Origin of the sequence: Limisphaera ngatamarikiensis, assembly GCF_011044775.1 — a bacterium.
In the GTDB taxonomy this organism is placed as follows: Bacteria; Verrucomicrobiota; Verrucomicrobiia; order Limisphaerales; family Limisphaeraceae; genus Limisphaera; species Limisphaera ngatamarikiensis.
Genome location: NZ_JAAKYA010000082.1, coordinates 201930 through 214850, shown reverse-complemented (window position 1 = coordinate 214850; position 12921 = coordinate 201930). Strand labels below are relative to the sequence as shown.

Annotated in this window: 10 protein-coding genes; 2 read left to right on the top strand and 8 right to left on the bottom strand. The window is 65.8% G+C overall.

The features are described from left to right. Window positions 1-463: 463 nt before the first annotated feature. A complete protein-coding gene (locus tag G4L39_RS12970; protein ID WP_205881003.1) occupies window positions 464-1792 on the top strand; it encodes a class I SAM-dependent rRNA methyltransferase in 1329 nt (442 codons plus the stop codon). Window positions 1793-1839: 47 nt separating this feature from the next. Here G4L39_RS12970 and G4L39_RS12965 read toward each other — a convergent pair whose 3' ends face one another. From G4L39_RS12965 to G4L39_RS12930, 8 genes are all read right to left on the bottom strand, one after another. Further along, complete coding sequence (locus G4L39_RS12965) at window positions 1840-3192, bottom strand: ABC transporter permease (RefSeq protein ID WP_165108732.1); 1353 nt, start codon at window positions 3190-3192, stop codon at window positions 1840-1842. A 54-nt stretch (window positions 3193-3246) separates the two neighbouring features. Continuing rightward, a complete protein-coding gene (locus G4L39_RS12960; protein ID WP_165108729.1) occupies window positions 3247-4698 on the bottom strand; it encodes an ABC transporter permease in 1452 nt (483 codons plus the stop codon). Continuing rightward, entirely contained in the window at window positions 4695-5402 is a 708-nt protein-coding gene (locus tag G4L39_RS12955) for an ABC transporter ATP-binding protein (RefSeq protein WP_276607583.1), read from the bottom strand. The genes G4L39_RS12960 and G4L39_RS12955 overlap by 4 nt, the downstream gene beginning before the upstream one ends. Window positions 5403-5423: 21 nt before the next feature. Continuing rightward, window positions 5424-6698, bottom strand: coding sequence for an efflux RND transporter periplasmic adaptor subunit (locus G4L39_RS12950; protein ID WP_165108727.1), 1275 nt, complete (start codon window positions 6696-6698; stop codon window positions 5424-5426). Window positions 6699-6874: 176 nt separating this feature from the next. Beyond that, window positions 6875-7321: a CoA-binding protein gene (locus tag G4L39_RS12945; RefSeq protein WP_165108725.1), complete on the bottom strand. Its 447-nt coding sequence runs from the start codon at window positions 7319-7321 to the stop codon at window positions 6875-6877. 23 nt (window positions 7322-7344) lie between these two features. After that, the gene (locus G4L39_RS12940; protein WP_165108723.1) at window positions 7345-7791 is read right to left on the bottom strand and encodes a DUF5069 domain-containing protein; all 447 of its coding nucleotides are present in this window, start codon (window positions 7789-7791) and stop codon (window positions 7345-7347) included. A 158-nt stretch (window positions 7792-7949) separates the two neighbouring features. Next, window positions 7950-11603 carry an autotransporter-associated beta strand repeat-containing protein gene (locus G4L39_RS12935; RefSeq protein ID WP_165108721.1) on the bottom strand — a complete coding sequence of 1218 codons (3654 nt, stop codon included), beginning with the start codon at window positions 11601-11603 and terminating at the stop codon, window positions 7950-7952. Next, window positions 11600-12091, bottom strand: a complete 492-nt coding sequence (locus G4L39_RS12930; protein ID WP_165108719.1) for a hypothetical protein — start codon at window positions 12089-12091, stop codon at window positions 11600-11602. Before G4L39_RS12930 ends, G4L39_RS12935 begins: the two co-directional genes overlap by 4 nt. A gap of 557 nt (window positions 12092-12648) precedes the next feature. On the opposite strand from G4L39_RS12930, the gene rpsP reads away from it, so the two are divergent. Further along, the gene (gene rpsP, locus G4L39_RS12925) at window positions 12649-12915 is read left to right on the top strand and encodes a 30S ribosomal protein S16 (RefSeq protein WP_165108718.1); all 267 of its coding nucleotides are present in this window, start codon (window positions 12649-12651) and stop codon (window positions 12913-12915) included. Window positions 12916-12921: the final 6 nt, after the last annotated feature.

The window sequence follows — 12921 nt, the reverse complement described above, 5'->3', positions numbered from 1 at the left end:
GCCAGAGGTCAAACTGCTGGGCCAGCGCTTCCAGGGCGGGCAGGCCGCCCAGGGTGGACTGCTTGCGGGCGGGGACGAACTCGAAGCGGATCCTGGGCGAGCGTTTGGTGACGGTCGGCATGCTTCATTGAGGCACGGCGCGCGAGGATATTCAACGCCGAACCCAAAAAATCTTCACCCGCCGGTGCAATACCTCAGGCGATGGCTAAGGTTTGGGGAGGGCGGAACCCCACCCCGCACGTAGGGTCCTCCGACGTTGCATGCCTGCAAACCCGTTCTGTCCACCCAGCCGGCGCAAGCGGGATGAAGTGCACCTACCCATGGTCTCACCCGTGCAATGGGAAGTCGTGCACCCCGACGACCGCAGCCCCAAAGGCCCACCGGAAGCACACGCGACCGCGCTTGTCGCGGGAACCGGCTTGGAGGATACCACTCCCCTGAGGCACACTCTCCCCGCAGAACCATGAAACCGGGCAAAACCAGAGCTGCAGCCGAACCGGTCCTCCGGGATGCGACCGCCCCCGCCGGGCAGCAGACCCACGCGGCGCGGCCTTCGTCCGCCGGCGTCCCCGGGCCCTCCGACCCCTCCCGAACCACCGCCAGCACGCCCGCGGCGGACACACCGGGTCCACTCCGGTCACCCTGGGTCCGGCTGAAATATCTCAGTTACTCGACGCAGCTTTACCCGGCGATGATTGCGGAGGCGTCGTCGGACGCCGTGCCCGGGAGCCTGGTCACCGTGTATGATCGGCAGGGGCGCGTGTTCGGCACGGGGCTCTATCATCCCCGGGCCCGCGTACCGCTGCGGATGTTCCGACACGGCGAGGAGCCCTTTACGGAGGAAGATTTCCTCGTGCTGCTGGATCGGGCCGTGGAGCTGAGACTACAGCTCCTGCATCTGCCGGAGGTTACCGATGCCTTTCGCGTGGTGCACTCGGACGGCGACGGTCTCGGCGGCCTGGTGGTGGACCGGTTTGCCGACGTGTTGAGTGTGGAGGTGCAGAGCCTGGGGGTTTGGCAGCGGCTCCCGCGCTGGCTGGCCCATCTACACCGCCGGCTCGGCACCCGCCGGGAGGTGATCGAGGTCACCGACCTTGCCGCGCGTGTGGAGGGTGTCCCGCGACAGGCCCCCGATGCCGCGGTCCGACCGGTGAAGATTCGCGAATACGGCGTGGTGTACGAGGTGGATTTCGCCGAGGGCCACAAGACCGGGTTCTTCTGTGATCAACGGGAAAACCGGCTGCGGCTGGCCCGGCTGGTTCAGCCCGGTCAAAGCGTGCTGGATCTCTGCTGTTACACGGGCGGGTTTGCGCTGGCCGCGGCCGTGTTGGGAAAGGCCGGAGACGTAACGGGGGTGGACCTGGACGAAAAGGCCGTCGCCCGGGCGCGTCGCAACGCCCACCTCAATCAGGTTCGGGTTCAATGGGTTCACTGCGATGCCTTCAGTTACGCGCGCCAGATGCAGCGCAATGGCCGGCAATGGGACGTGGTGGTGCTGGATCCACCCAAGTTCGTCGCCTCCCGCGAAGAAATGCAGGAGGGGCTGAAGCGGTACGAGGATCTCAATCGGCTGGCCGCGGCGTTGGTCAGGCCCGGCGGATTGTTGGTGACCTGCTCCTGCTCCGGCCTTGTCAGCGAGGAGATGTTCGAAAAGGTCGTCATCCGTGCCGTGCACAAGCAGAGTCGCAGACTCCAGATTCTGGAGCGTTCCGGCGCCGGTCCGGATCATCCGGTTTGGTCTGCCTGTCCCGAAGGCCGGTACCTCAAGGTCTTGTGGTGTCGGGTCTGGTGATCCGGATCCGGCCGATCGACTGCGGGCCCGACTCAGCTGCCGGGGCGTTATTCATAACGGAGGGCCTGGATGGGGTGGAGTCGGGCCGCTTTGAACGCGGGGAAAAGTCCGGCCAGGACGCCCACCGCCGCACTGAAGGCCACTGCCACGACCAGGGCCGTGGGGGTGATGACCGGCTCGTTGGCCGTCGGGGTGATCCAGGACAGCACGTGCACGAAGCCGAAGGAGACCGCCACGCCCAGGGCCGCCCCCAGCAGCGCCACCACCAAACTTTCGATCAACACCTGCACAAAAATCGCGAAGCCGGTGGCACCCACGGCCTTGCAGATACCGATCTCGCGGATGCGTTCGTTGATACTGGCCAGCATGATGTTCATGATCCCGATGCCACCCACGAGGAGGCTGATGGCCGCAATGAGACCCCCGCTCATGCGCGCGTTGCGGATCTGCTGGTTGATGTCTTCCACGCGGTTTTCCTGGGTGTTGAACTCAAAGTCCTCAATGCCCCGGTGGGTGATCATCAGTACGTTGCGTGCCTGCTGCAGGCCCGGAATCAGTTGGTCCAAGCCCTCCACCTTGATGTCCAGGGCGGTCAGACGCGGATCCGGGATCCCGTCCCGATCGCTGCTGGCGCGGAACCGCAGCCAGGCGGTCTTCAGCGGGATGTACACCGTCCGGTTCTTTCGGTCGAACGCCCAGTTTCGCCCCCCGAATCCCCGGGCCCGCTGGGGACCGACCGGTTGCGACGTCGGACGCTTCGCCACCGCCAGACGCCGACGACGGTCCTGCTCACTCTCGTAGCGCTCGAACATGCCCACGATGGTGAATGGCTGGTCGTTGATGAAGATCACCTCCCCGATGGGGATGATTTCATGGCCGACCCGCTCGGGCGAACCGAACAATTCGTCGCGAATGGCGGTCCCGATGACGCAAACCGGGTTGGCCAGTTCCTGGTCCAGATCGCTGAAAAACCGGCCGTAAGCCACCGTGTGGAGGTTCACCGCCAACGCGTCCTCCGTCACACCCAGGCATTCGCTGGGGATGACCGTCCTGTCCCGACGGGAAAGCACCGCGCCATCCACCCGGATCGCCGGAGCCACGTACCGGACCAGCGGCGCCGCCTCCTTCAACGCCTGGGCGTCCATCAAGGTCCGGCCCGGCGCCTGATCGGCCAGGTGTTCCTGGTCCGGCGGCACGTCCCCTTCCCGCACCTCGACCTTGTCGGCGCCGCCCAGGGCAATGAGGGTTTCCCTCATCCCGTTTTCCATTCCCTTGATGATGGCGGTCATGCCCACCAGACTCGCCACGCCGAGAATGATCCCCAGCATGGTCAGCAGGGACCGCATCTTGTGGGCCCAGACCTCCTTCAGACCCACCACAAATGAAGTCCAGATCGTCATGGTCGGTGTCCTCGGCGGCTCCGCGCCGAAATACCCGGGTTTGTCCGGAGACCGCTATTCATACCTCAAGGCCTCGATCGGGTGCAGCCGCGCCGCTTTGACCGCCGGATAAATGCCCGCCAGGATCCCCACCACGACACTGAACCCGAAGGCCACCCCCAGTGCCAGGGGCGTGATCACCGGCTCATTGCCCGTGGGGGAAAGCTGGGCCACCAGATGCACCAACCCCACCGCCGCCGCCATCCCGAGCAACCCGCCCAGGACCGAAACCACCACCGATTCCACCAAAATCTGCACAAAGATGTCGCCGTCGGACGCACCCACGGACTTCCGGATCCCGATCTCCCGAACCCGCTCGGAAATGCTGGCCAACATGATGTTCATGATGCCGATGCCGCCCACCAGCAGGCTGATGCCCGCAATCAACCCGCCGCTCAAACGCGCGTTCCGCACAAAGGTGTCAATTTGCTCCGCCCACTCCTCCTGCGTGCGGAACTGAAAATCCTCGATGCCCCGGTGGGTGAGCATCAGGACATTGCGCATCTGCTGGAGCGCCTCCGGCAGCAGGTCCACCGACACCACCTTCACCTCCAACCCCGACAGTACCGGATCGGGCCGCGTGTTCAGCGCCGACGGGTCCCGGAACCACCGCGGACCAAACCCCGAGGTCACCACCATGGTCCGGAACCGCATCCAAACCGTGTTCAGCGGGATCAGGATGGTTGAGTTCTTCAGCCGGAATGCAAACCCGCCGGGCCGGCGCACACGCCCGCGATCCCGTTGCGGCCCGACCTGAACCTGGGACTCCGCCTGTTGTTGCCGGCGCAATTCCCGCTCGCGGCGTTCCTGCTCGCTCTCGTAGTGCTCGAACATGCCGATGATCACGAACGGCACGCCGTTGATGTAGAGCGTCTCGCCCACCGGGATGATTTCGCGGCCTGTCTCCTCGGGGGATCCCCACAACTCATCGCGAGTGGCCGTGCCGATGACGCAGACGTTCCGGGCCAGCTCGTCATCCAGCTCGTTGAACATCCGGCCGTGGGCGATCCGATGTTCCATCATCTCCAGTGCAGCCGGCCGGACCCCGACACACATCCAGGGACGGAATGTCTTGCCGTTGGCCGAAACGGTGGCCGGGATGCGCATCTCGGGGGAAAGCAGTCGCACCAGCGGGGCGCTCCGCTCCAGCGCCTCCACGTCATTGAGGGTGATCCCCACCGCCTGATCGGCCAGATGCCGCTGGTCCACCGGCAGCTCCGCCGGTTCCACCCGGACCCGTGCCAGCCCGCCGATGGCGATCAACGCCTCGCGGGCGCCCCGTTCCATCCCGGTTACCAGCGCCGACATGGCCACCAGGCTGGAAACGCCCAGCACAATCCCGAGCATCGTCAGCAATGAACGGAACTTGTGGGCCCAAATCTCCCGCAACCCGGCCTGCAGGGTCGGGATCAATCGGCTCGCCAGGGACCGGGTGTCGAGCCCTTGAGGATGTGTCCGATCCGTCATGACTCATTCCGAAGCCCGGCCAACCGCAGATCCGGTTTGGGCATGATTTTGCCGTCGCGGATTTCGATCCGGCGCGGCGTCACCGCGGCAATTTCCGGGTCATGCGTGACCAGCACGATGGTGCGTCCCTCGGCGTTCAGACTCCGGAACAGCTGCAGAATCGTTTCGCCGGTGTGCGTGTCCAGGTTTCCCGTTGGTTCGTCCGCAAAGATGATGCGCGGGTTGTTGACCAGCGCCCGGGCAATGGCCGCGCGTTGCTGCTGACCGCCCGACAACTGGCTGGGCCGGTGTTTGGCCCGGTTGGCCATTCCCACCGCCTCCAGCGCCGCCATGGCCCGCCGGTGCCGTTCCCGGGCCGGCACCCCGCTGTAGATCATGGGCAGCTCCACGTTCTGCAGCACGTTCAGCTTGGGCAGCAGATTGAAAAACTGAAACACAAACCCGATCTTCTGGTTCCGGATGGCGGCCAGCTGACGGGGCGACGCATTCTGAATCATGATGCCATCCAGCTTCACCGTGCCACTGGTGGGCGTGTCCAGACAGCCCAGAATGTGCATCAGCGTGGACTTGCCGCTGCCCGAAGGGCCGATCACCGAAATGAACTCCCCTTCCTCGATGTCCAGCGACACGTTGTCCAAGGCGCGGATTTCCTCGCCGCCCAGGTGATAAATCTTGGTCACATTGCGGAGTTCAACCAGCGCCATGGCGTTGTCCCTTTCCCGCCTTCAGCCACTCTGCCGACCCGCCCCGCCGGGGGGCCGTCCGCCGCCCCCGGGCCCGCCACCCGGGCGACCGCCGCCGCCAGCGGGTGGACCGCCGGGACCCCGCCCGCCGCCCGCGCCCCGAATCCCGGCCGGACCTCCCTGACCCTGCTGGCCCTGACCGGCCAGCAACCGCGCCCGCCGCTCCAGCTCCTCGGCCGGCATCTCCAACATGACCACCTCACCCGGGGAAAGTCCCTCCTGAATCTCGGCATAGAAAAAATCCGACACGCCGACCTTCACCTCGCGTTTCTCCACCGTGCCGTCGGGCTGCCTGACAAACACAAACCGCTCGAACCGGCCCGTCTCCGGATTGCGCTCGGTAAACACCGCCGGCAACGGCACCGCCGTGACATTGGAGGCCGATGCCACCGGAATCCGGATGTTGGCCGTCATGCCGGGCCGGATCCGCGTATCCACGTTCCGCAGCAGGATCCGCGTGGCAAAACCCTTGATGTTGTTGCGAATGGTGGCCTGAGGGGCAATTCGCTCGACAATCCCGGTGACCACGAGGCCGGGCACCGCTTCCACCGTCACCTCCACCTTCTGCCCGACGTGCAACCGGGGCACATCCGCCTGGTTCACATGCGCATTGATCACCAGCGCACTCAGATCGGCAATCGTCAGCACTTCCGTCCCGCCGCTGACACCGCCGGAACCCGACACCGCCTGACCCACCGACACCGGCCGGGTCAAGACCGTGCAATCGAACGGCGCCCGGACTTCCGTCTTTGTCAAACGTTCCTCCACCACGGCCAGTTCGCTCTGTGCGCGTTCCAGGGAGTTCTTCGCCAGTTCATAGGCCGTGCGCGTGTCGTCGTAAAGTTCCTGGGAAATCAGTCGCTCCTTTAGGAGCTGCTCGGCCCGGCGCAAGTCCCGCTCGGCCTTCTCCAACTCCACCCGCGCCCGCTCCACGGCCGTGACCGCCGAGGCCCGTTGTCGCTGCAATTCACTGTCGTCCAGCTTGAACAACAAATCGCCTTTTTTGACAAAATCCCCAATGTCCACCGGCAGCAGTTCAATCCGGCCGTTGATTTCCGGTCGGACCGACACCTGCTCGGCCGGCGTGATCTCCCCGGCGGCGTTTACGGCGAAACTGATGTTGGTTTGAATGACGATGGCCGTGGTGGGACGGCGCATCGGCCCGCTTGAGGCGCCCACGGCACTCTGTTGCCGCCACAGGTAGTAGCCGCCGGCACCCAGGCCTGCCGCCAGCAAAAGGATCCAAACGTACTTCATTCCGATACTCCCTGCGTCAAAAGCTATGCCTTTCCCGCCAAAGTCGCAAAATGAAACGGCGAATCCCACCGGCGAAGGTCGGACCCCGCCCTGACCCTTCGACGAGGGCCGCCGTTCCAATGTTCAAACCAGCATCGGCGCCGCCGGGTTGCCCGGGCCGTCCACCACTCGCCGTGTCAGGCCCGCTGCATGGCCAACCATTGCCGGTGCTCCTTCATCAGGCAACGGTTCATGACCACTTTCAGCCCAGCCGCCCGAGCCCTCTCCGCAGCCTCATTGTGGACGATACCCTCCTGCATCCAAATGGCGCGGTCGCCCCGTGCGATGGCAGCCTCCACAATCTCCGGCACGGCATCCGGCCGCCGGAAAATGTCCACAATGTCGACCGGTCCCGGTACCTCCCGGAGGCTTGCCCAAGCGGGCCGGCCCAATACCTCCCGCACGTTCGGATTCACCGGGATCACGTCGTATCCCTGCCGCAGCAGGTACTCCGCCACACGGTAGCTGTCGCGATCGGGCTTGTCCGAGAGCCCCACCACGGCAATCCGGCGGCTGGTGGCCAGCAGCTGGCGGATCTCCCCGGGCGGCAACTGAAACCGTGGCAGTTCGCATCCTTCGGTCATGGCTGTTTCTCCCGCTGCGCGGTTCAGGGCCGGCCGCCGAAACTGACGTAATCGTCCAGGTCCAAAAGGTCGAACCAGGTCACGATGTCCGTCCGATGGGGCGCCAGTTTGCGATGAACCTCGTTGAAAAAGGCGCGCCCGTCCGGATTGTCCGGTGCACGTTGCTCCTGCCAGGCCGACCAGGCCAGGATCTCGGCCATGGAACGGGGTCGGGCGTGCGCCTGCACCCATGCGAGGATTTCACCGTCGCTTTTACCCGCTGCCAACTCGGCCTTCAGCGCCTCCGCATCCAGTCCGGTGAAAGCCAGAAACTGCTGGTCCAGCGGGCAGTTGTAGTTGTACTCGCCGTTGGTCCCGGCGAGCAGTGCCCGTCCCTTGTCCAACATGCGGGCCAGGATGACGTAACCGCCCAGGCGCACCCGCGGGCTGCGTGGCGGGTGCACGCGAAGGTCAGGAGCTTGCCAGTTCATGGTTCGGATGTTGGCAAGGACGGCCACCCCCCGGACCGTCCTGCATGGTTTGCGGACCGACCATGGTTCAACCCCCGGCCGGCCCGGCCGAGGGGTGGGCGGGCCGGCCACGCCGCATACTTAGACCTTTCCGGGTCTCCAGTCCAGCGCGAGCCGGCTCATGGCAGAATCAAACGGAAGAAGGCATTGGTCACCGTCGGGTCGAAGCGCAGGTAAACCTGATTGGTTGTCTCCGAACCCGGCACCGGATACCAGGGCGAGCCCACAAGCGGGGCATTGGTCTTGCCCTCCAGACGCCATCCGGTGTGATCCTCCGGCCAGGAAAGCACGATCGCCCCATCCGACGACCGGTTCACGTTCATGATCACCGGTTCGGTCGAGACGGACCGCTCCACGCGGATCAGGCCTGAATCCTCGTCCACACGCCAGCGTAGCCCTGTTGGCAATGGGGGCAACCGGACCTCGTCCCAGCCCCCCGCCACGGCACCGGCCTCCCAAAGTCGGAATTGATCGCCTGCGGCGAGAGTCCCTGAGCGATTGGTCACCACCAAGATGCCGCCCCTGATCAACGTCCCGCTCACGCGCAGTTGGTCGTGCCGGCCCTCGGCCTTGTCCAACTCCATCCACAACACGCTCCCGGCGGCGAGCCTCAGGTCGTTGCTGATGGTCAGGCACCCCACGCCACCGCCCGGCGCCAGCGTGCCACCGGAAAGGACCGTCACGGGCCCGAACACCGTGCCCGACCCGCCCAGCACGCCGCCCGGCGCCACGGTCACCGGCCCGCCGCCCGAAGCGGTACCGACGGTGCCGTGCACCAGCAGGGTCCCGTTGCTGACGGCCGTGGGGCCCGTGTAGGGATTGATGCCCGTTAGAACCAGTGTCCCGTTGCCGCCCCGCAGGATGAGCGAGCACTGCCCCTCGCTGGTGGCATCGCTCAGGCTGCCACTGATGGTCAGGGTCTTGCCCGTGGCCACGTCAATGAAGGCACCGCTGTGAAACATCAGGCCCGTGGCCGTAACCAGCGAGTCATCGGTCACCACGAGCCGGCCCGAACCCGGGTTGGCGCGGGCTGCCCGGCCAAAATTCCACGAGCCCCAGGCCGGGCTCGGTCCCCCGGCCATTGTACCGCCATTGAGGGTGACCAAGCCCACGTTCACGTCGTTGCCCGGCGCGTCGATGGTCAGCAGGCCGCCGGCGTTGACCACAATCGGGCGTGCCTGGGTGCCGTCCCAACCAAACAGGCCGTTGATACCGGCCCGCAATGTGCCGCCGGCGTTGACCACGATCCGGCTCACGTAACTGAACGCCCGGTTGTTGGCCGCATTCCCCGGGGCTGCGTACAGCACACCTTGATTCACGATCACCTGGCCCGTCATGGGATTGGCCGCGGTCAGGCGCAGGGTTCCGGTGCCCGCTTTCACCAGGGTACCGGGCCCCGAAATGGGCCCGCTGACGGTTTGATCGGCAGAGGTTTCAAACACCAGCACGCCATTGTTCTGGATCGGATGGGCCTGGTCGCCGTTGTTCAGCCGGCCAGCGCCGCCAACCCGCAGGGTCCCGGCCCGGATGACGATCTCGCCCGCGTGGGCGTTGTTCGGGTGCGTCAACACCAGGGTGCCCGAGTTTTCCTTGATCAGCATACCCGAGCTGGGGTTGGGATACAGGGGCACGGTGACGCGGGCGGAACCGGCTGCCGGGCTGGAGATAGGCACCGCCAGGGTGAACGTGGTCCCCGGGCTCACGTTGAAGATCCCGCCGCTGGGTCCGATCCGGATGCCGCGGGTCGGATCGTCCAGCATCAGGTCGCCCACGTTGTAGAGGACCCCGCGGTTCAATGTGAGCTGGTCGGCGATGAATGCGGTAAAGTTCGTTCCCAATCGCGCCTCGTGATCAAGGCGGAGCGCCCCAAACCGCCCGTCGCCCACGATCCAGCGCCCCTGAAATTCTCCGTTCTGCCCGCCCGGGGTGACGGTCTGTCCCACCAACACGAGAGCGCCGGAACCCTTCACGTCCGCGTTCAGCTGGATCGGTCCGTTCTGGGCGCGGACCATGGCAGCCGGTGATTCCACCGTTGCCGTGCCGGTGAGTGTCCAGGTACCGGTTCCGGCGTGCAACAGCTCGCAATCGCCGGCCAACACCAGGTCACGCACCTGCAGGATGCTGCTGGCCGTACCCTGCCAGGTCAGGCTCCCACCGTCCAGGCGGAGTCGCTGCCCGGCAAAGGATCTCGACACTGCATCGGCCGGCGTGCGCAATCGGAACCGGTAGGTCGAATAGGTCTTCGTAAAGGCGGGGGCCTGTCCGTCACTCCAGCGTCCGGCCGCGGCAAAGGACGAGCTCCCCGGCGGATCGTCCGCCACCAGGGTGACCGTGGAGGGTGTGAACCAGGGGCCCAGGGAATAGTTCGCCAGAATCTGGTCCCGCTGGAGGGCGACCCGACTGATCCGCACCTCCAGGTACTCGCACCGGGCCAATGCATCCGCAGCATAAGCGGACCGGCCCAGCCACAGATAAGCCGGTTGAAACGAGCCGAGCGCGTAATTAACGGTCAGCGAGCCCACCTCGTCGCCGTTTCGATACCACGTCCAGCGGCCCGAACCCGGCCCGGTGCTCGTGTAGGTGACGGCATAGTGGAACAGTGTGCCCGATTCGGTGGGCAGGCCGCTGTCGCGGGTGACCTGGGCCCCGCCCACCACCGACTCGAACCGCTGCGCGTTCAGGTCCGTGCCCCGGGCCAGGGACAACATCACGTAATGCCCGGTCCCGTTGTGGAAATCGAACAGGCGCGACCAGTTCTGAGCCGCCAACGGTCGCGCCCAGATCTCGATCGTCACATTGCTCAACCCGGACAACGTGTTCGCCGGCAACTGCAGGTAGGCTGCGCCGCTGCCGGGTGCACCCCCGGGCAGGCGCAGGCCGCTTCCTGTGAACACCGCGCCATTGCCCAGCACCAACGCGTCCCCGCCTCCCGGCACGCTGTTGGTCAGGCGCGTTCCACCCGCAGCCGGTCCGGCGGGTGCGTCAAACCGCCACCAGTGCACCACCTGACCGAGCACGGGCGCTGTCACCGCACGGGCGTAACGGTCCGCAACCTCCTGGGCGCGGGTGCTGATCAAGTACGCGTTGTCGCCGTTGTCCACTGCGGGGCCCAGGCAACTGCCCTCTCCCTGCAACCGCACGCCATTCAACCAGGTGTTGGGATTGGAGAAATAAGGCTGTGCCCCGCCGCCGCAGTAGTTGTGCAGCATGACCGTCTTGGGGTTCTCACGACCCCCGCGGTGGTCACAACCGTAATTGTGGCCCCCGGTCTCGTGCGCGACCACGATCGCCCAAAAATATGCCGGCGCGTACGCCGCAAACCGTCCCGGCTGCTGGGCCACTGCAGCCGAGGTTTCCCCGGCCGAGGGTGTGCAGATGAAGGCCACCAGGTCCGCCCCACGGGCGTTGGCCGCGGCCGTCACGTCGTCCAGGTTGCCGTCGCCCGGGTTGGCCAGCCAGCCCACGTACCCGCCAAGGGTGGATCGACCGGCCTGACCGACCGTCTTGTGATACCCACAAATGCGGACGCGTGCACCGGTGCCACTCCGTTCGTTGATGGCGTTCGATGCCGCCACAGCGTTGGCGATCAATACGCGCGCGTTCTCGTCGCCGCCCACGCTGTCGGCGTAACTCTGATCGTAGGCCACCAACAAATCCGCTTCCGCGGCCGCATCCGCCCCGCCGCATCCCAGGACCCAGAACACGCAGATCAATGCCCACGGCGCCGACCCCGACCACGGCGCGCACCAGCCGGATGATGAGTCCCTTCTCATGGCGTCGTTCGGATGGGTTCGCCACACGGCAGCGGCAGGTAGGTGTCCGGGTCAAAGCTGGTCACCATGACCTGTCCCGGCTCGCGCGGGTGCCCCTGCAAATACAGACCTGACCCGGGGGCCAGCACCGTGAAGGCCTCACGCCCCCGATAAAAGGCCACTGTTACAAGTGAGTCCGGCTCACCCGCCACCCAACCCATCAACGCCCCGCCCTCGCCCGATGGGTCCAGGTCCACACGCTCGACCTCGACCGACACCTCCGCCCCGTCCAGTCCCGGCAGGGTGATCGCCGTCAACGGTTCGCCGCGGACCCGGGCGCGTTGAATCAGACGATCCGTGGTCACCTCCAGGTACACCAATTGCCGGCGCAACACCCGACTGTTTTCCTCCAGCAGGCGGTCCTGCTCCACCGGATTGTGGGCCAGCCGGCGGATCACCCCGGGGTCTTTCCCATCCGCATCAGCCCAGGCGAATCGTCCCTTAACCACCGCAGCCGGAAATGGACGGACCTCAAAATCCGGGAAAGGTGCGGCAGCAGCGCTCTCGTCCGGTTCCGTCCCGGGCGCGGCTACCTGGGCGACAGCCACACCCGCCCAAGCGGGCCCTTGGCCGGGGGATGGACCTGCGGGCACACCGGTCTGGCGCGGCTGGCTTGAAAGCCACCAAACCGCTATGCCACCAGCCCCCACAAACGCCGCCAAGACTACTCGCCACCTCCTTGAACTCACACGGTCACTTCTATGCCGGTCCCATCCTTCGAACAAGGCGAAACCGACCGGCCCACGCTCCGGGAACAGCCCGGTCGCGGCCCCCATGCCACACAGGCGGGCGGAGCCCGTTCTTTTGCACGCCCAAGCAGGTCCTCCCCATCGGGCCGCGCCCGGGCATGCTCGGGATCCATCGTGCCAGCCCCTCCGGGTGAAATTCCGCCAACCCAAAAAGGATGCTTGCCAGCCGGCCACGCCCGGGGTATGGTGCGCGGCCCTTGAATTACGGAGATTGGGCGGAGTGTCGGATCGGCGACAGTAATTGAGGATTTTGCACTATGGTTAGGATCCGGTTAAAGCGCGTAGGGGCCAAGAACAAGCCCTTTTACCGCATCGTGGTGGCGGACAGCCGTGCGCGGCGCGACGGCAAGTGCCTGGACGAGATCGGCACGTACAACCCCCTGGCCAAGGGGGAAAACGTGACCTTGGACCTGCAAAAGGTGGATCTCTGGCTGAGCCGCGGCGCGCAGCCGACGGAGACGGTTGCCAGTTTCATTCGTCGCCTGCGCAGTGCCGCCGGAGCCGCCAAAGCTCAGGCCGCCTAGGTTGGA

What these genes read in the sequence shown, in the direction of transcription:
- G4L39_RS12970 (WP_205881003.1), top strand. Translation starts at nt 464, where the DNA reads ATGAAACCGGGCAAAACCAGAGCTGCAGCCGAACCGGTCCTCCGGGAT.
- G4L39_RS12965 (WP_165108732.1), bottom strand. Translation starts at nt 3,192, where the DNA reads ATGACGATCTGGACTTCATTTGTGGTGGGTCTGAAGGAGGTCTGGGCC.
- G4L39_RS12960 (WP_165108729.1), bottom strand. Translation starts at nt 4,698, where the DNA reads ATGACGGATCGGACACATCCTCAAGGGCTCGACACCCGGTCCCTGGCG.
- G4L39_RS12955 (WP_276607583.1), bottom strand. Translation starts at nt 5,402, where the DNA reads ATGGCGCTGGTTGAACTCCGCAATGTGACCAAGATTTATCACCTGGGC.
- G4L39_RS12950 (WP_165108727.1), bottom strand. Translation starts at nt 6,698, where the DNA reads ATGAAGTACGTTTGGATCCTTTTGCTGGCGGCAGGCCTGGGTGCCGGC.
- G4L39_RS12945 (WP_165108725.1), bottom strand. Translation starts at nt 7,321, where the DNA reads ATGACCGAAGGATGCGAACTGCCACGGTTTCAGTTGCCGCCCGGGGAG.
- G4L39_RS12940 (WP_165108723.1), bottom strand. Translation starts at nt 7,791, where the DNA reads ATGAACTGGCAAGCTCCTGACCTTCGCGTGCACCCGCCACGCAGCCCG.
- G4L39_RS12935 (WP_165108721.1), bottom strand. Translation starts at nt 11,603, where the DNA reads ATGAGAAGGGACTCATCATCCGGCTGGTGCGCGCCGTGGTCGGGGTCG.
- rpsP (WP_165108718.1), top strand. Translation starts at nt 12,649, where the DNA reads ATGGTTAGGATCCGGTTAAAGCGCGTAGGGGCCAAGAACAAGCCCTTT.